The sequence below is a fragment of the Scandinavium tedordense genome (genome assembly GCF_024764965.1).
In the GTDB taxonomy this organism is placed as follows: Bacteria; Pseudomonadota; Gammaproteobacteria; order Enterobacterales; family Enterobacteriaceae; genus Scandinavium; species Scandinavium tedordense.
Genome location: NZ_JALIGG010000053.1, coordinates 134,029 through 152,880 on the forward strand (window position 1 = coordinate 134,029; position 18,852 = coordinate 152,880).

17 protein-coding genes are annotated in these 18,852 nt (G+C 53.6%); 9 read left to right on the forward strand and 8 right to left on the reverse strand.

All coding sequences use genetic code 11. The features are described 5' to 3' along the window. The 5 genes from mraZ to leuO all read right to left on the reverse strand — a co-directional run bounded on the left by mraZ (position 1) and on the right by leuO (position 5,816). Positions 1 to 459 (reverse strand): division/cell wall cluster transcriptional repressor MraZ, encoded by a 459-nt coding sequence (gene mraZ / locus MUU46_RS08315; protein WP_110510758.1) that lies wholly within the window; start codon positions 457 to 459, stop codon positions 1 to 3. 602 nt (positions 460 to 1,061) lie between these two features. Next, a complete protein-coding gene (cra, locus tag MUU46_RS08320) occupies positions 1,062 to 2,066 on the reverse strand; it encodes a catabolite repressor/activator (RefSeq protein ID WP_159761041.1) in 1,005 nt (334 codons plus the stop codon). Between the two features lie 180 nt (positions 2,067 to 2,246). Further along, positions 2,247 to 2,738, reverse strand: coding sequence for an acetolactate synthase small subunit (gene ilvN, locus MUU46_RS08325; RefSeq protein WP_159761039.1), 492 nt, complete (start codon positions 2,736 to 2,738; stop codon positions 2,247 to 2,249). A 2-nt stretch (positions 2,739 to 2,740) separates the two neighbouring features. Next, complete coding sequence (gene ilvI / locus MUU46_RS08330) at positions 2,741 to 4,465, reverse strand: acetolactate synthase 3 large subunit (RefSeq protein WP_159761027.1); 1,725 nt, start codon at positions 4,463 to 4,465, stop codon at positions 2,741 to 2,743. A 400-nt stretch (positions 4,466 to 4,865) separates the two neighbouring features. Next, positions 4,866 to 5,816, reverse strand: coding sequence for a transcriptional regulator LeuO (gene leuO, locus MUU46_RS08335; protein ID WP_185153781.1), 951 nt, complete (start codon positions 5,814 to 5,816; stop codon positions 4,866 to 4,868). A 630-nt stretch (positions 5,817 to 6,446) separates the two neighbouring features. On the opposite strand from leuO, the gene leuL reads away from it, so the two are divergent. From leuL to leuD, 5 genes are all read left to right on the forward strand, one after another. Further along, positions 6,447 to 6,533, forward strand: coding sequence for a leu operon leader peptide (leuL, locus tag MUU46_RS22970; protein ID WP_374685000.1), 87 nt, complete (start codon positions 6,447 to 6,449; stop codon positions 6,531 to 6,533). A gap of 92 nt (positions 6,534 to 6,625) precedes the next feature. Continuing rightward, the gene (gene leuA, locus MUU46_RS08340) at positions 6,626 to 8,197 is read left to right on the forward strand and encodes a 2-isopropylmalate synthase (RefSeq protein WP_110510753.1); all 1,572 of its coding nucleotides are present in this window, start codon (positions 6,626 to 6,628) and stop codon (positions 8,195 to 8,197) included. Next, positions 8,197 to 9,288 carry a 3-isopropylmalate dehydrogenase gene (gene leuB / locus MUU46_RS08345; RefSeq protein ID WP_159761021.1) on the forward strand — a complete coding sequence of 364 codons (1,092 nt, stop codon included), beginning with the start codon at positions 8,197 to 8,199 and terminating at the stop codon, positions 9,286 to 9,288. The genes leuA and leuB overlap by 1 nt, the downstream gene beginning before the upstream one ends. A gap of 2 nt (positions 9,289 to 9,290) precedes the next feature. Further along, positions 9,291 to 10,691 (forward strand): 3-isopropylmalate dehydratase large subunit, encoded by a 1,401-nt coding sequence (gene leuC, locus MUU46_RS08350; protein WP_258965286.1) that lies wholly within the window; start codon positions 9,291 to 9,293, stop codon positions 10,689 to 10,691. 10 nt (positions 10,692 to 10,701) lie between these two features. Beyond that, on the forward strand, positions 10,702 to 11,307 hold the full coding sequence (leuD, locus tag MUU46_RS08355) for a 3-isopropylmalate dehydratase small subunit (protein ID WP_159761017.1): 606 nt from the start codon (positions 10,702 to 10,704) through the stop codon (positions 11,305 to 11,307). 45 nt (positions 11,308 to 11,352) lie between these two features. Here leuD and MUU46_RS08360 read toward each other — a convergent pair whose 3' ends face one another. Then, entirely contained in the window at positions 11,353 to 12,531 is a 1,179-nt protein-coding gene (locus MUU46_RS08360) for a sugar efflux transporter (protein WP_258965287.1), read from the reverse strand. A gap of 105 nt (positions 12,532 to 12,636) precedes the next feature. Continuing rightward, on the reverse strand, positions 12,637 to 12,801 hold the full coding sequence (gene sgrT / locus MUU46_RS08365; protein ID WP_258965288.1) for a glucose uptake inhibitor SgrT: 165 nt from the start codon (positions 12,799 to 12,801) through the stop codon (positions 12,637 to 12,639). Between the two features lie 87 nt (positions 12,802 to 12,888). On the opposite strand from sgrT, the gene sgrR reads away from it, so the two are divergent. The 4 genes from sgrR (at position 12,889) to thiQ (ending at position 18,105) form a co-directional block, all read left to right on the forward strand. After that, on the forward strand, positions 12,889 to 14,547 hold the full coding sequence (gene sgrR / locus MUU46_RS08370; protein WP_159761011.1) for an HTH-type transcriptional regulator SgrR: 1,659 nt from the start codon (positions 12,889 to 12,891) through the stop codon (positions 14,545 to 14,547). A gap of 294 nt (positions 14,548 to 14,841) precedes the next feature. After that, positions 14,842 to 15,825, forward strand: a complete 984-nt coding sequence (gene thiB / locus MUU46_RS08375; protein ID WP_159761009.1) for a thiamine ABC transporter substrate binding subunit — start codon at positions 14,842 to 14,844, stop codon at positions 15,823 to 15,825. Further along, entirely contained in the window at positions 15,801 to 17,411 is a 1,611-nt protein-coding gene (gene thiP, locus MUU46_RS08380; protein WP_159761007.1) for a thiamine/thiamine pyrophosphate ABC transporter permease ThiP, read from the forward strand. The genes thiB and thiP overlap by 25 nt, the downstream gene beginning before the upstream one ends. Then, entirely contained in the window at positions 17,395 to 18,105 is a 711-nt protein-coding gene (gene thiQ, locus MUU46_RS08385) for a thiamine ABC transporter ATP-binding protein ThiQ (protein WP_258965289.1), read from the forward strand. Before thiP ends, thiQ begins: the two co-directional genes overlap by 17 nt. On the opposite strand, the gene MUU46_RS08390 is transcribed toward thiQ, so the two are convergent. Beyond that, positions 18,083 to 18,850, reverse strand: coding sequence for a DedA family protein (locus MUU46_RS08390; protein WP_159761003.1), 768 nt, complete (start codon positions 18,848 to 18,850; stop codon positions 18,083 to 18,085). The two genes, thiQ and MUU46_RS08390, sit on opposite strands and share 23 nt — an antisense overlap. Positions 18,851 to 18,852: the final 2 nt, after the last annotated feature.

Here is an 18,852-nt window from a genome sequence, read left to right on the forward strand (position 1 = left end):
TTATAAGGACAAATCCTGCAACCGCTCCGACAATTCTCCAGAGGCGGACTGCTCAGCGTCGATATCTTCCTTGACCCGTTGATACCAAGTCGTTTCATCCCACAGTTCAAACTTGTTGAACTGTCCGACCAGCATCACTTCTTTGGTCAGTCCGGCGTGTTGCCGTAAAACCGGCGCAATCAGCAAACGACCGGCGTTGTCCATTTGACATTCGCTGGCATGTCCCAGCAACAGACGCTGTACGCGGCGTTCTGCGGGGTTCATGCTCGACAGTCGCGACAATTTTTGCTCGATGATTTCCCATTCGGGCAGTGGGTAAAGCAGCAGGCATGGGTGATGGATGTCAATGGTGCAAACCAATTGACCAGCAGCGTTCTCAAGCAGTAAATCCCGGTATCGGGTTGGGACGGCTAAACGCCCCTTACTGTCGAGATTGACTAACGTAGCTCCACGGAACATGCCAGCCTCACCCCTTTTCTCCACTTTCGCCCACAAATCCCCACCTAAAGGAGTTTACGGAGCGGAGGAAAAGCTTGTCAAGCCAGCACTGATGCCATAAGAGTCCTAAAACTCAATAATAAGCATCAATATTCGCCTTGATTAATTTCTGTCCAGCGAACGAGGCAAAATAACGTCATGAATAGTGGCGAGAAAAAAACCAACAGGTTCGTAACGATTTTGAACAACTCAATTTCACAAAGGTGAAAATATAAAGTGTCAGTTTGCGACGTGCGCGGCATTTTAGGACATTCTCCTTCGCGTTAATAGCCCTTGCTGGAACTGTTTCTACCAGCTCAGAGCCCTTAAAGCGTGAGGAAATGTGAGCGCGTGAATGAAGTGGCTGTTAAATCTGCAAAAGGCGACATGAATGTAACAAAACAATACAAAAGAAACCGTTCTTTACTTTTCATTAACCTAAATTAATACCGCTGGGCTTGTTTAAAAAGAAAGAAAATAGTGACTGGATGAATCTTAAGGAATTGTCTGAATAAGTATTTTCATCTTTTTCTGGAAGGAAATTAGGAAAGGCAATTCGATTCGTTTGCCTTTCCCATTATCTCTTAACGTCGGCTCAGACTTCCGCGACGATACAGATTACGGCGAATGCGGCTGAGACCTGGCTTTGGCTTACGAGGCTCATCCAGGCTTGCCAGCACGATTTCAAGCACGCGTTCGGCAACATCACGATGACGCTGCGCCACGGCCAGAACAGGGCACTGGAGGAAATCGAGAAGCTCATGATCGCCAAAGGTGGCGATAGCCAGTTCTGATGGCAGCTTCCCTTCTCGACGAAGCGTAACGTCCATCACGCCCTGAAGCAGCGCAAAAGAGGTCGTAAACAGCGCCTGTGGCATCGGATGGGTTTCCAGCCATTTTTCGAATAGCTGAGCGGCGGCTTCACGCTCATAGCTGTTCGCGTAAAGGAAATTCACCTCGCGCGGGTCGTCTTTCCATGCGCTACGGAACCCCTGCTCGCGCAGGAAGCTGACGGAAAGCTCAGGCAGTGCGCCGAGATACAGCACCGTGTCCCCCGGGAATTTACGCAGCTCAGCGCCCAGCGCTTCGGCGTCTTCCTGATCGGCTCCGACGACGCTGGTGAAATGCTCGCGATCGAGCGCACGATCAAGGGCGACAATCGGGAAGGGATCGTTAGCCCAGCGCTGATAAAACGGATGCTCAGGCGGCAATGAAGTCGACACGATGATCGCATCCACCTGACGCTGGAGCAGATGCTCAATGCAGCGCATTTCGTTGTCAGGTTGATCTTCAGAGCAGGCAATCAGCAGCTGATAACCACGCTGGCGCGCCTGGCGCTCAAGATAATTCGCAATGCGGGTATAACTGGTGTTTTCGAGATCGGGTATAACCAGGCCAATGGAACGGGTACGGCCCGCGCGCAAACCGGCGGCGACGGCGTTGGGATGATAGTTATGCTCGCGCACAACGGCCATGACCTTTTCGACAGTTTTATCGCTGACGCGATACTGTTTCGCTTTTCCATTGATCACATAGCTCGCCGTGGTGCGTGACACGCCGGCAAGCCTGGCGATTTCATCCAGTTTCACAATTGCCCCTTGCTTAAAATGTACAATCCATAACCATTGTTAAATCATGGAATAAATTCCATAACATCTAAGCGCAGAATGCGCACAGCGGCAACCGCTTTTGTTGACACTTACCGCTGATTTCGCAAAAAAAAGCCCGACATCAAAGGTCGGGCTACAGTTTTCGGATGAAACGCAGACTTATCTCATTATCTTGTCGCCACGCGACAGGCCAACAATGCCCGATCGCGCCACTTCGACAATTCGCGCCACATCACGTAGCGAGGCGAGGAAAGCGTCGAGCTTATCACTCGTACCCGCCAGTTGAACGGTGTAGATAGACGGCGTGACGTCGATTATCTGTCCGCGGAAGATCTCGGTATTGCGCTTAACTTCTTCGCGCCCGTAACCGCTGGCCTGCACTTTAACCAACATAATTTCACGTTCGACGTGCGCGCCCTGGCCGAGTTCACTGACGCGTAGCACGTCCACCAGCTTGTGCAGCTGCTTTTCGATTTGCTCAATAACTTTTTCATCACCGACGGTCTGAATCGTCATGCGGGAGAGCGTCGGATCGTCGGTCGGCGCCACGGTCAGGCTTTCAATGTTGTAGCCACGCTGGGAGAACAGTCCGATCACGCGCGATAAAGCACCCGATTCATTCTCCAGTAAGACTGATAATATCCGGCGCATAATCAGGTTCTCTCCGTTTTGCTCAACCACATTTCATCCATACCGCCGCCACGGATGTGCATAGGATAGACATGCTCACTGCCATCAACGATGACATCGACAAATACCAGGCGATTGTTCCGCACGTGCTCCAGCGCTTCGCTCAGGCTGGCTTCCAGTTCAGCAGGTTCGCTGACGCGAATACCCACGTGACCATAAGCCTCCGCCAGACGGACAAAGTCTGGTAACGAGGACATATAGGACTGCGAATGGCGTCCGGAGTAAATCATATCCTGCCATTGTTTCACCATGCCGAGATAACCGTTGTTGAGGTTCAACACCAGGACGGGCAGTTCGTATTGCAATGCGGTCGACAGCTCCTGGATGTTCATCTGGATACTGCCATCGCCGGTCACGCAGATAACCGTTTCTGCCGGAAGCGCCATTTTAACGCCTAACGCAGCAGGCAGGCCGAAGCCCATCGTGCCGAGGCCACCGGAGTTTATCCAGTGTCGCGGTTTATCGAACGGGTAATAGAGGGCCGCAAACATCTGATGCTGACCCACGTCAGAGGTCACATAGGCTTCGCCCTTCGTCAGACGCCAGATAGTTTCAATCACCGCCTGAGGTTTAATGTGCTCGCTCTGGGTGTCGTATTTCAGGCACTGACGCGCACGCCACTGGTCGATTTGCTGCCACCAGTCGCGGATATCATCCAGCGGCTGCGTGGTGGATTCTTGATCCAGCAGCTCCAGCATTTGTTCAAGCACCTGACGCGCATCGCCGACAATTGGCACATCGGCAGAAACGGTTTTAGAAATCGACGTAGGATCGATATCAATGTGCAGCACCGTGGCGTTCGGGCAGTACTTCGCCAGATTGTTGGTGGTGCGATCGTCAAAGCGTACCCCGACGGCAAAAATCACGTCAGAGTTATGCATGGTCATGTTGGCTTCATAGGTGCCGTGCATGCCAAGCATGCCGAGCGCCTGGCGATGCGTCGCCGGAAACGCGCCTAAACCCATCAGCGATGACGCGACGGGAAGATTCAGTTTTTCAATCAGCGTGCGCAGCACAGCTTCGCTGGACGACGTAATCGCCCCACCACCGACATACACTACCGGTTTTTTGGCAGCGATAAGCGTCTGTAACGCGCGCTTAATTTGGCCCTTGTGTCCGGTCGTGGTTGGATTATACGAACGCATGCTGACTTCATCCGGCCAGCTGTACGGCAGTTTGTTGGCCGGACTCAGGATATCTTTCGGCAAATCAACCACCACCGGGCCAGGACGCCCACTGGCCGCCAGCCAGAAAGCCTTCTTCAGTACGCCAGGTATATCTTCGGTTTGCTTCACCAGGAAGCTGTGTTTTACCACCGGGCGTGACACGCCCACCATGTCGCATTCCTGGAACGCATCATAGCCAATCAGCGAGGTCGCCACCTGACCCGAGAGGATCACCAAAGGAATCGAGTCCATATAGGCGGTCGCAATCCCGGTAATCGCGTTGGTCGCACCAGGACCGGACGTCACCAACACCACGCCCACTTCACCTGTCGCGCGCGCCAGTCCATCGGCCATATGCACCGCGGCCTGCTCGTGGCGAACCAGAACATGATCGATTCCCCCCACAGTATGCAATGCATCATAAATATCGAGGACCGCGCCTCCCGGGTAGCCGAATACCTGCTTTACGCCCTGATCGATTAACGATCGAACGACCATCTCGGCGCCAGACAACATCTCCATGGTTTGCCTCCAGGCTTAGTTGATGACGGCGGAACTCATTTCCGCATCGTCATACAACAGGGTTATATCGCGCCCCGTTGATTTTAGAATGACAGCATTTCCTTAACATAACCGCTCCCTATCAGGCAGGCAATCAGCCACCTGTCCTGCAGAACGGGGTCATACAGAAGAAAAGAAAGATGGATTTACACTAAATGGTGAAATACTTCAGGAATCAGGAAAGATGATGGAAAAAACTCGAAGGAATAGCTCCGTTGCAGGTAATCATGCATTTTTAACCTTACGACAGGCCATAAAAAAAAATGATGTCAGTGGAATATACCGACATTGACGACATCAACAGAATAAACCAGATGCCTTCACATCTGGTTTATGGGTACGATTATTCGTTGCGTGGAGATTAACGGCGACAAACTGAGACAAGCAGCTCTTCCATCCACTGATGGCCTTTGTCACGGCCCGCCGCTTCATGCCAGGAAAGGAAACAAGTACGGCTATTTAATTTCATCGGCAGCGGCAGAATTTGAATATTCAATTTCTTCGTAAAATCTTCCGCTAACCAACGTGGTGCAATAGCCACGAGCTCCGTCTGTGAGACGACATTAAGCACGCTGGTTAATGCCATTCCTTGATAAGCGATACAGGCCTGTTTTTCTACCGTATCGTACCAGGGCTGACTGAATGATGCGTAACGCTCCAGGGAAACGACAGCATGTTCTTCGTGATATATATCACTTTCTTTTAGTGGGCCCAGCAGACGCGGATGATCCGCACTCGCTACTAACACCATTTCATCGCGAAATAATGGCACACAAGCAAACTCAGGACGGCGGAATTCGTCATAGCCAATAACAAACTCGAGTTCCTGGTAGCGTAACTGATGTTCAGTATTTTGATTTAAGCAAGACTTAAATACTAAATGCGTATTCGGTGCGACCTTATTCACATTATTAAGAATTAATGAGGTCAACGCATTATCCAGTGGGCTGCACACGCAGAGATTAAACACACGCTCACTGCTAATCGGTTCGAACCCTGAACCTGGCAACTCGTTTTGTACCAACTGCAATGCTTGTCGAACAGAACCGAACAGTTGAGAGGCCCGGGCGGTAGGCTGGATGCCACGGCCATAGCGCACGAACAGCTCATCATTAAACATGACTTTGAGACGCGAGACCGCATTACTGACAGCCGGTTGTGACATTCCCAAAAGATGGGCTGCACGGGTAATATTTTGTTCCTGCATGACCGCATCAAAAACGGTCAATAAATTGAGATCGACCGAACGGAGCTGGAGGCGCGCATGCTCCTGACCAGAACCAGTAGGTGGGGTTTCTTTTTCAACGATCATACTTGACTCCACTGTCACACTTAACGTCCTTTTCTTAGGTGCAGTAATAAATACTGAAAATATGATTTAACACGCATATACATTCAGAAAAAGAGATACGGACAAAATTAGGAATTTATAAAGTTACGCCAGTAAGACATGGAGCAAACCCGGCTGAACTACGTTCAATTAACCATCAAACAATAAGCGGTGCTTTGTAGACAAATTTTAATCATAAACGGGGGGAATAGACAACAGCACGTTGAGACAAGACTACTTAAGCAAATTTAAATTTGTGGTTTAAAATAACCTGGATCACCTAACAAATCCTCATCAACAAACTGTGAAAATTCTTAAATCCAGAAAACACCGGCCGTTAATCTCCCTAATATCATCAATTTACAGGGATGAATGGGATACCCAAAAGCGTTTCCAGATGAAATTAAACATTTTGATATGATTCATCATATTAAACCCACGAAACAATATGACGATAATCATCGATAAAAAAGAGAATAACCAGCACAATTAGCTAAAGAACTTTCTCTTTCCCCGGTCACTTATCCCCTCTGTCGCCTCAGAAAAGGTTGACATCAATCTGCGTATCCAGTACCACTAAAAGCATAACGCATTCATCTGGAGCATGACGCAATGATTCGCACCTCTCGTTTCACCGGTCTACTACTACTAAACGCAATCACTCTGCGCGGTAGACTGGTGGACGACGTTTTGCGTTAAGTCATCTCCCAGTAAGACTAAAAACCCGCGCCTTAGCGCGGGTTTTTTTATGCTCGTAGCAAGGCGACCAAAGACTGACAAGGACCTAAAACATGAGCCAACAAGTCGTTATCTTCGATACTACCTTACGTGACGGTGAACAAGCGTTACAGGCAAGCCTGAGCGTAAAAGAGAAACTGCAAATCGCTCTGGCCCTTGAGCGCATGGGTGTAGACGTAATGGAAGTCGGTTTCCCAGTGTCTTCCCCGGGCGACTTCGAATCTGTACAGACTATCGCGCGCAACATCAAAAACAGCCGCGTGTGCGGCTTAGCTCGCTGCGTCGAGAAAGACATCGATGTGGCGGCTGAGTCCCTGAAAGTCGCGGAAGCGTTCCGAATTCATACTTTTATTGCCACCTCACCGATGCACATCGCCACCAAACTGCGCAGCACGCTGGATGAAGTCATCGAACGCTCCATTTACATGATTAAACGCGCTCGCAACTACACCGACGACGTTGAGTTCTCATGTGAAGATGCTGGCCGTACACCGATTGAAGACTTGTCCCGCGTCGTAGAAGCCGCGATTAACGCCGGGGCACGCACCATCAACATCCCGGACACCGTCGGCTACACCATGCCGTTCGAGTTTGCCAACATCATTACCGGCCTGTACGAACGCGTGCCGAACATTGATAAAGCCATTATCTCCGTCCACACCCATGACGATCTGGGCCTGGCGGTTGGCAACGCCATCGCCGCGGTTCACGCCGGTGCTCGCCAGGTTGAAGGCGCAATGAACGGCATCGGCGAACGCGCAGGCAACTGCTCGTTGGAAGAAGTCATCATGGCTATCAAGGTCCGCAAAGACATCATGAATGTGCAGACCCGAATCAATCACAACGAAATCTGGCGTACCAGCCAGACTGTCAGCCAGATTTGCAACATGCCCATTCCGGCGAACAAAGCGATTGTCGGTACTGGTGCCTTCGCCCACTCCTCCGGCATCCACCAGGACGGCGTGCTGAAAAATCGTGAAAACTACGAAATCATGACCCCGGAGTCCATCGGTCTGAATCAGGTACAGCTGAACCTGACCTCACGCTCTGGCCGCGCGGCAGTGAAACACCGCATGGACGAAATGGGCTACAAAGAGTCCGATTACAGCCTGGACAATTTGTACGACGCATTCCTGAAACTGGCCGACAAAAAAGGGCAGGTTTTCGATTACGACCTGGAAGCGCTGGCCTTCATTAATAAGCAGCAGGAAGAGCCCGAGCATTTCCGTCTGGACTATTTCAGCGTGCAGTCTGGCTCCAACGACATCGCCACCGCCTCAGTCAAACTGGCCTGCGGCGATGAAGTTAAAGCCGAAGCGGCGAACGGAAACGGCCCGGTCGATGCGGTTTATCAGGCCATCAACCGCCTCACCCAGTTTGACATCGAGCTGGTCAAATACGGTCTGACTGCCAAAGGTCACGGCAAAGATGCGCTGGGTCAGGTGGATATCGTTGCTAACTATAACGGCCGCCGTTTCCACGGTGTCGGCCTGGCAACGGATATCGTTGAATCCTCCGCCAAAGCCATGGTTCACGTGCTGAACAGCATCTGGCGTGCCAATGAAGTCGAAAAAGAGTTGCAGCGCAAAGCGCAGAATAACGAGAACAAAAAGGAAACCGTGTAATGTCGAAGAATTACCATATTGCTGTTTTGCCGGGTGACGGTATTGGCCCGGAAGTGATGGCGCAAGCCCTGAAAGTACTGGAAGCCGTTCGGCAGCGTTTTGAAATGCGCATTACCACCAGCCACTATGATGTCGGCGGGATCGCCATTGACAAGCACGGTAAACCGCTGCCGCAGGCCACCGTTGAAGGCTGCGAACAGGCTGATGCCATTCTGTTCGGTTCTGTAGGTGGCCCGAAATGGGAACACCTGCCACCGGCAGAGCAGCCAGAGCGCGGCGCGCTGCTGCCATTGCGCAAGCACTTTAAGCTGTTCTCTAACCTGCGCCCAGCCAAGCTGTATCAGGGCCTGGAAGAATTTTGCCCACTGCGTGCAGACATCGCCGCTAACGGCTTCGACATTCTGTGCGTGCGTGAGCTGACCGGCGGTATCTATTTCGGTCAACCGAAAGGTCGCGAAGGCAGCGGCCCGCATGAGAAAGCGTTCGACACCGAGGTGTATCACCGCTTTGAGATTGAACGTATCGCTCGCATCGCGTTTGAATCTGCCCGCAAACGTCGTCACAAAGTGACCTCGATTGATAAAGCGAACGTACTTCAGTCTTCTATTTTATGGCGCGAAATCGTTAACGAAATTGCCAAAGAGTACCCAGACGTTGAGCTGGCGCATATGTACATCGATAACGCCACCATGCAGCTGATTAAGGACCCGTCTCAGTTCGACGTCCTGCTGTGCTCCAACCTGTTCGGCGATATTCTGTCTGACGAATGCGCGATGATCACCGGTTCGATGGGCATGTTGCCGTCTGCCAGCCTCAACGAACAAGATTTTGGTCTGTATGAACCTGCGGGCGGCTCAGCGCCGGATATCGCGGGTAAAAACATCGCGAATCCAATTGCGCAAATCCTGTCCCTCGCGCTGCTGTTGCGCTACAGCCTGGATGCAAACGATGCGGCTAACGCTATCGAAAGTGCTATCAACCGCGCGTTAGAGCAAGGCGTGCGTACCGGCGATTTGGCGCGCGGCAACGCGGCCGTCAGTACCGAAGAAATGGGCGACATCATTGCCCGCTATGTAGCTGAAGGGGTGTGATCATGGCGAAGACGTTATATGAAAAACTGTTTGATGCGCACATCGTGTACGAAGCACCAAACGAAACCCCGCTGCTGTACATCGACCGTCATCTGGTCCACGAAGTGACGTCCCCGCAAGCGTTTGATGGCCTGCGCGCGCACCATCGTCCAGTGCGTCAGCCTGGCAAAACCTTCGCGACCATGGATCACAACGTATCGACCCAGACCAAAGACATCAACGCGTCCGGCGAAATGGCCCGCATCCAGATGCAGGAGCTCATCAAAAACTGTAATGAGTTCGGCGTTGAGTTGTACGACCTGAACCACCCGTATCAGGGCATCGTTCACGTGATGGGGCCGGAACAAGGTATCACCCTGCCGGGCATGACCATCGTATGTGGCGATTCCCATACCGCGACCCACGGCGCATTTGGCGCACTGGCATTCGGGATCGGCACCTCAGAAGTTGAACACGTTCTGGCGACGCAGACCCTGAAACAGGGCCGCGCGAAAACCATGAAAATCGAAGTCAAAGGTAAAGCCGCTCCGGGCATCACCGCCAAAGACATTGTGCTGGCGATTATCGGTAAAACCGGCAGCGCGGGCGGTACTGGTCACGTGGTGGAATTCTGCGGCGACGCCATTCAGGCGTTGACCATGGAAGGCCGCATGACCCTGTGCAACATGGCGATTGAAATGGGGGCCAAAGCGGGCCTGGTCGCGCCGGATGACACCACCTTTAACTACGTTAAAGGCCGTCTGCACGCGCCGAAAGAACAGAATTTTGAAGACGCCGTCGCCTACTGGAAAACCCTGAATACTGACGAAGGCGCATCCTTCGATACTGTCGTCACCTTGCAAGCAGAAGAGATTGCACCGCAAGTCACCTGGGGCACCAACCCGGGTCAGGTGATTTCTGTTAGCGATAATATTCCTGATCCAGCGTCATTCACCGATCCCGTTGAGCGTGCCAGCGCCGAAAAAGCACTGGCGTATATGGGCCTGAAACCGGGTGTGCCACTGACCGACGTCGCTATCGACAAAGTCTTTATCGGCTCCTGCACCAACTCTCGTATCGAAGATTTGCGCGCCGCGGCAGAAATTGCCAAAGGTCGCAAAGTTGCCCCTGGCGTACAGGCGCTGGTTGTTCCTGGCTCTGGCCCTGTGAAAGCGCAGGCAGAAGCGGAAGGTCTGGATAAGATTTTCATCGAAGCCGGTTTTGAATGGCGTTTACCGGGCTGCTCTATGTGCCTGGCAATGAACAACGACCGCCTGGAGCCAGGCGAGCGCTGCGCATCGACCAGCAACCGCAACTTCGAAGGCCGTCAGGGCCGCGGTGGACGCACGCATCTGGTTAGCCCGGCAATGGCCGCAGCGGCTGCCGTTACCGGCCATTTCGCCGACATTCGTAGCATGAAATAAGGACACCATCATGGCAGAGAAATTTACCCAACACACCGGCCTGGTTGTCCCTTTGGATGCGGCTAATGTGGATACCGATGCGATCATCCCGAAGCAGTTTTTGCAGAAAGTCACCCGCACCGGTTTTGGCGCACATCTGTTTAACGACTGGCGTTTCCTCGATGACAAAGGCGAGCAGCCAAACCCGGAGTTCGTACTGAACTTCCCGGAATTTAAAGGTGCATCAATCCTGCTGGCTCGTGAAAACTTCGGTTGCGGCTCATCGCGTGAACACGCGCCGTGGGCGTTGACCGACTACGGTTTCAAAGTGGTGATTGCCCCAAGCTTTGCCGACATTTTCTACGGCAACAGCTTTAACAATCAGCTGCTGCCGGTGACCCTGAGCGATGAGCAGGTCGATGATTTGTTTAAGCAGGTCCAGGCAAATCCGGGCATGACGTTTGAAGTCGATCTGAAAGCACTGGAGGTAAAAGCGGGAGATAAAACCTACAGCTTTACCCTCGACGCCTTCCGTCGCCACTGTATGCTGAACGGTCTGGACAGCATCGGACTGACGCTCCAGCATGAAGCATCCATTTCAGAGTACGAAAACAAACAGCCTGCGTTTATGGCGTGATGTAGTGCCCGGCGGCGTTGTGCCGCCTGCCGGGCAATTCTCACACTACACATCCTTCACCCGACACGTCAGCGCCAGCGTCACCACCGAAACTGCCGCAATCACCCAATATACGTACTGATGTCCAAAGCTTTGCGACACCGCGCCCTGAATCACCCCCGCGAGGATGACCCCGGTAGAAATGCTGTTGGTGAAAAGCGTCGTGGCCGAACCCGCCCTGCCCGGCATCAAATCCTGGAACCAAAGCATGCCTATCCCGGCAATTATCCCAATGAACACCGCGTTAAACAGCTGTAATATCAACAATGCCTCGCGGCTGTGGAACAGAATAAGTCCGATATAAAACAGCACGCCCGCCGCCACTGCGGTCACCATCATCCGACGTTTACCAAAGCGTTTAACGTAATAGCCCGCAAGGATCATCGCTGGGATCTCAAGTGCCGCAGCGGTGCCCATCAAAAAACCCGCAAGCTTATCTGGCAGACCTAAATCGCTGCTGATCCACAGCGGCATATCAATGATGTACATAGTGTTGCAGGCCCACATCAGCGTGGAGGCCACAAACAGCATACGCACGTTTTTATCGCCCCAGCCGCTGACCTCGGTCAATGCCACCGCTGCGGACTGTTCAACGCGTGCCACCGAGGGCAGCGCAAACGCGATCAGTACCAGACTCAGGACAAAAATTCCGGCGGCAATGGAAAACATCACGGTGAAGCCGTAATTGAGCGCCAGCATAAAGGCCAGCGGCGGGCCAATCACCCACGCCAGCGAAAGCTGCGCACGCATCACCGAACTGAACATCACAACTTCGCGTGCCGAACTGTCAGCGTATTCACGCGCAAGCGCAAACAACTGAGGCATGGCGGTATTCGCCAGCGACGCAAGCAGCACACCGCAAGTGACAAGCGTCAGATAATGACGATTAAAAGCAAACAGCAGCGCATTGCCCACCGCCATCAGACAGCAGAACAGTATCAACTTCCGGCGATCGCCCTGGTTGTCAGAGCGCTTCGCCAGCCCCAGACTCACGACGATCCCGACGATGGCGTTGGCGGTATAAAACAGGCCAATCCAGAATGGCTGCGCACCTACTTCGCGACTGAGAAAAAGGCTTAACGTCGGCATCTGTAATGCGCCCGCAATCCCCATCATAAATGCCACCAGCATAAACGCGGCGTACACCCCGTTCAGTCGTCGTGCCATCGTCATCAGCCAAAGCATGATTCATCCTTAATCGCAAAAGAGAAACGAAAAAAGCCAGCAGAAGCATTCTGCTGGCGGGTCTTTCAAGGCTATCGCCTGATACCAATACTCAGTCACACATGATCAAGTCAAGTCAATGAATTCCGAAGCCGGGCATGTAACTTCCCACTGCATCAAATCTTCCAGCATTTTCAGGCGCGTTCCTGCAACCCGGCGGGCCAGCCATGACGCTCCCTGCGTCGCTGAAAAGTACTGTTGATAAAACTCACAAGCAGTTAGCTTCTTCATATTCATCTCCTCACTTCATCGGGAGTGATTATTGGCTTAATATGAGGATAAATAAATTGCTGGGTTTTCGTCAGGAGTTCCCCTTTTATGTCCTCTGGTCGTTTGCAACAACAGTTCATCCGTTTATGGCAATGCTGTGACGGAAAATCCCAGGACACCACGCTCAACGAGCTGGCCGAATTGCTCAGCTGTTCGCGCCGCCATATGCGGACTTTGTTGAACACCATGGAAGATCGCGGTTGGCTGACGTGGCAGGCGGAAGCCGGGCGTGGCAAGCGGTCCCACCTGACGTTTCTCTATACCGGGCTGGCGCTCCAACAGCAGCGTGCGGAGGACTTACTTGAGCAGGACAGAATCGATCAACTGGTACAACTGGTGGGCGATAAAGCCACCGTGCGCCAAATGCTGGTTTCACATCTGGGCCGCAGTTTCCGCCAGGGGCGACATATCATGCGGGTGCTTTACTACCGCCCGATGCGTAACTTACTGCCCGGCACACCTTTACGACGCTCGGAAACTCACATTGCGCGGCAGATTTTCAGCGCATTGACCCGTATAAATGAGGAAAATGGGGAACTGGAAGCGGATATTGCGCATCACTGGCAGCAAATTTCCCCTTTGCACTGGCGTTTTTATCTTCGTCCAGGCATTCATTTTCATCACGGTCGTGAGCTGGAGATGGAGGATGTGGTTCACTCCTTACAGCGAATCAATATTCTGCCACTGTACGCCCACATTACCCGCATCGAATCACCTACCACATGGACACTGGATATTCACCTTTCTCGCCCGGATCTTTGGCTCCCGTGGCTGCTGGGGCATATCCCGGCGATGATCCTGCCGCGCGAATGGGAAACCATGAACAACTTTTCCAGCATGCCGGTAGGCACCGGGCCTTATGCCGTCTCGCGCAATAACCAGAACCAACTCAAAATCCACGCCTTCGACGACTTCTTCGGCTATCGCGCGCTGATTGATGAAGTAAATGTGTGGGTACTGCCGGAAATTGGGGACGAAGTAACCTGCGGCCTGACGCTGGAAGGCTCGACCGAAGGCGAAAAAGCGGTGGAAAGCCGCCTGGAAGAAGGCTGCTATTACCTGCTGTTTGATGCCCGCAGCCAGAAAGGGGTGTCTGAAGACGTTCGCCGCTGGGTCAGCCAAATTCTCTCTCCTGCCAATCTCCTGTACCACGCCGACGAGCAGTATCAGGGCGATTGGTTCCCGGCTTATGGCCTGTTGCCGCGCTGGCACCATGCACGTCCGGGTAAGGGCGACAAACCCGCCGGGCTGGAAACGCTGACGCTGACTTATTATCGGGAACATCTGGAACACAAAAACATTGCGCTGATCATGAGCCGCCTGCTCGCCGAGCATCAGGTGACGCTGGAGATCCGGGAGATCGACTACGACGAATGGCATCTCGGCGAAATTCACAGCGACATGTGGCTAAACAGCGCCAACTTCACGCTGCCGCTGGATTTCTCGCTGTTTGCCCATCTGTTTGAAGTGCCGCTAATTCAGCACTGTATTCCGCTGGACTGGCAGCAAGCCGCCGCCGACTGGCAGTCCGGAGAGATAAATCTGGCCAACTGGTCACAACAGCTGATAGCCCAACGTTCGGTGGTGCCGCTGATTCACCACTGGCTGCGCATTCAAGGACAGCGAAGTATGCGCGGCCTGCGCATGAACACGCTGGGCTGGTTTGACTTTAAATCGGCGTGGTTTGCACCGCCTGACCCCGAATAGCCCGTAACGCTTCCTGAAAAGTCACAAACTCATTACAATAGCGGCGTTCTCAACGGGGTGCTAATTAACATACACACAATCATTCGAGATGCATCAAGGCGGCAAGCGAGTGAATCGCCAGGAGCATAGAAAACTATGTGACTGGTGTGAGCGAGCGTAGCCAACACAGAGGCAGCTTGAAGGATGACGTGTATGGGCTGAGATAATACCCGTCGAACCTGATCCGGATAACGCCGGCGAAGGGATTTGGGGCTCACTCAAAATCCTTTGCCACCCCTTAATTTGAGGTGCAAAGTGCTTAAAAAATTCCTGCCGTTACTCGTCCTGGCTAGCGTGCCCGTTTTCGCGAAACCTGTTCTCACCGTGTATACCTATGATTCTTTCTCTGCCGACTGGGGTCCAGGGCCTGCGGTGAAAAAAGCCTTTGAAGCCGACTGCAACTGCGAGCTTAAATACGTGGCGCTGGAAGACGGCGTGTCGCTGCTCAATCGTCTGCGCATGGAAGGCAAAAACAGCAAAGCCGACGTGGTTCTGGGGCTCGACAACAATCTGCTCGACGCCGCCACGCAAACCGGGTTGTTCGCCAAAAGCGGCGTGCCGACCACCGGCGTTAACGTGCCGGGCGGATGGAAAAATGACACCTTCGTCCCGTTCGACTACGGCTACTTTGCGTTTGTCTATGACAAGAACAAGCTGAAGAACCCACCGAAGAGCCTGAAAGATCTGGTCGAAAGCCCGCAGAAATGGCGCGTTATCTATGAAGATCCTCGCACCAGTACGCCAGGTCTGGGTCTGCTGCTGTGGATGCAAAAAGTGTACGGCGACAAAGCCCCTGAAGCGTGGCAGAAACTGGCCGCCAAAACCGTCACCGTCACCAAAGGCTGGAGCGAGGCTTACGGCCTGTTCCTGAAAGGCGAAAGCGATCTGGTACTGAGCTACACCACTTCTCCGGCGTATCACATTATCGAAGAGAAAAAAGATAACTACGCCGCCGCCGATTTTGCCGAAGGCCATTACTTGCAAGTGGAAGTCGCCGCGCGTACCGCGTCAGGCAAACAGCCTGAGCTGGCCGAAAAATTCCTGAAATTCATGGTCAGCCCAGCATTCCAGAAGGCGATCCCTACCGGTAACTGGATGTATCCGGTCACTCAGGTCACGCTGCCAGAAGCCTTTAACGGCCTGGTGAAACCAAAAACCACGTTGGAATACACACCGCAGCAGGTCGCCTCTGAACGCCAAAATTGGATTGCCACATGGCAACGCGCCGTCAGCCAGTAATCGCCGGCTGGCTAGTGCCAGGCGTGACGGTTGCGGCCTTAATGGTGGCCGTCGCGCTAGCCGCATTTCTGGCCTTGTGGTTTAACGCTCCGGCGGCAAGCTGGAGCCGTTTTCTGCACGACAGCTATTTGTGGCACGTGGTCAGGTTCTCCTTCTGGCAGGCGTTTCTCTCCGCCACGCTGTCGGTTATTCCGGCCATTTTCCTCGCCCGATCGCTATACCGACGCCGATTCCCGGGCCGTCAAATCCTGCTTCGCTTGTGCGCGATGACCTTAATTCTGCCGGTATTGGTGGCGGTGTTTGGCATTCTTAGCGTTTACGGACGACAGGGCTGGCTGGCCCAGTTGTGGCACTTATTCGGTTGGGAATGGACATTCTCGCCTTACGGTTTGCAGGGCATTCTGCTGGCGCATGTGTTCTTTAATATGCCGATGGCGACGCGTTTGCTGCTGCAGGCGCTGGAGCAAATTCCCGGCGAGCAGCGCCAGCTGGCGGCGCAGCTAGGGATGCGCGGCTTCACCTTTTTCCGCTTCATCGAATGGCCGTGGATGCGGCGACAAATTCCGGCGATTGCCGCACTTATTTTCATGCTGTGCTTCGCGAGTTTCGCTACCGTGCTGTCGCTCGGCGGCGGTCCGCAGGCCACCACCATTGAGCTTGCCATCTATCAGGCGCTCAATTTTGATTATGACCCGGGCCGCGCGGCGATGCTGGCGATCGTCCAGATGCTGTGCTGTCTGGGGTTAATGCTCATCAGCCAACGTCTGAGCAAATCGCTGATGCCGGGGAACACTCAGCATGTGGGCTGGCGCGATCCGGACGACAGGCTGCACAGCCGCGTTATTGATGTCACCCTGATCGCCCTCGCCCTGCTGCTGCTTTTGCCGCCGCTGATGGCGGTGATTGCCGATGGCCTGAACCGCAGTCTGCCGCAGGTGCTGGCGCAGCCGGTACTCTGGCAGGCGGTGTGGACGTCACTACGCATCGCGGTGGCAGCAGGTTTTTTATCTATTACGCTGACCTTGATGCTGCTGTGGAGTAGTCGCGAACTGTACGCCAGAAAGCGAAATCTGGCTGGGCAGGCGCTGGAACTAAGCGGAATGCTAATCCTCGCCATGCCGGGTATCGTGCTGGCGACAGGCTTCTTTTTGCTGCTCAACAACAGCGTGGGCTTGCCAGGCTCCGCCGACGGGATTGTGATTTTCACCAACGCGCTGATGGCCATCCCGTACGCGTTAAAGGTGCTAGAAAACCCGATGCGCGATGCAACCGCTCGCTATAGTCTTCTGTGCCAGTCGCTCGGTATGCAGGGTTTTACCCGTTTTCAGGTGGTAGAGCTGCGCGCGCTGAAGCGGCCGCTGGCACAAGCGCTGGCGTTTGCCTGCGTGCTGTCGATTGGCGATTTTGGCGTAGTGGCGCTGTTTGGCAACGAGGATTTCCGCACCCTGCCGTTCTATCTTTATCAGCAGATTGGCGCCTACCGCAGCCAGGACGGAGCCGTGACCGCCTTTATCCTGCTGCTGCTGTGTTTCCTGTTATTCACCGTTATTGAAAAACTTCCGGGTCGTGATGCTAAAACTGAATGATGTCACCTGGCTTTACGAGCATCTGCCGATGCGCTTTACCCTCACCGTCAAACAGGGCGAGCACATCGCGGTGCTCGGCCCCAGCGGCGCGGGTAAGAGCACGCTACTGAACCTGATTGCTGGTTTTATCACTCCCTCTAGCGGGACGATTTTTATCGAAAATCAGCCGCATACCGACACGCCGCCCGCCAAACGTCCGGTGTCGATGCTGTTTCAGGAGAACAATCTTTTTAGCCACCTGACGGTGCGGCAAAACATCGGCCTTGGCATGCATCCGGGGCTGAAACTGAACGCCGTGCAGCAGCATAAGCTGGATGTGATCGCCAGTCAGATGGGGATTGAATCGCTGCTGGAAAGAGTGCCGGGCGAGTTGTCGGGCGGTCAACGTCAACGTGCGGCGCTGGCCCGTTGTCTGGTGCGCGAGCAGCCGGTTTTGTTGCTGGATGAACCATTTTCAGCACTTGACCCGGCGCTGCGACAGGAGATGCTGCAGTTAGTCAGCGACGTTTGCCGCCGCCAACAGTTGACGCTGTTAATGGTGTCACACAGCGTGGAGGATGCGCTTAGCATTGCCCCGCGTTCGCTGGTGGTAGCCGAGGGGCGCATTGCCTGGGACGGTGCCACTGAAGAATTGCTCAGCGGCAAAGCCAGCGCATCGCATCTGCTGGGAATTAGCGGCTCACAACCTTCCTGAGAATATCGAGATATACCGGCATCAGTGGGTGTTTGCACACAACATACAGCGATACCAGAGTCAAAACCGACATCACTGGCGTCAGCCATAACAGCCTGCCGCGCGGCAAAAAGCGCGTCAGGCGATCGCTGCCTGATTTACCTGTGCGCCACAAACGCCAGCCAAGCCACGCCGCCAGCCACAGCAAACCTGCTGCCAGTAACAACAACCACTTGAAGCTCCCGCTCTGTGCATCCGCAGGAATGTCGATCGCCGCTCCGGCAAGAATGCCCGGCAGAAAATAGACCGGCGGCCAGAACAAACAGCCAATGATATTAGGAATAATAAATTTGGATACGGGCAGGTCAAGCATCCCGGCAACCATCGGCACCAGCGGGCGAGTCGGGCCAATAAAGCGACCAATCAGAATGGTAATCATGCTGTGCTGATGCAGCGCGTGCTCGGTTTTATCCAGCAGCGCTTTGTTCTTTTTCATGAACGACCAGCGATGCAGCGGCTTTTTAAAACGCCAGCCGAGCCAGAAAGAGAGCCAGTCCCCGAGCAGGCAGCCGATAATTCCCGCCAACCACGCCTGCCAAAAATTCACTTCTCCGCTGCCGATGAGTGCTCCCAGCGCCGACATCATAATGGTACCAGGCAGAATCAGCCCAACCAGCGCCAGCGACTCGAGAAATGCGACCATCGCGACCGCAATCAATGAATACATCACCGACTGCGTTATGAAATGTTCCAGCAATGCTTGCATAG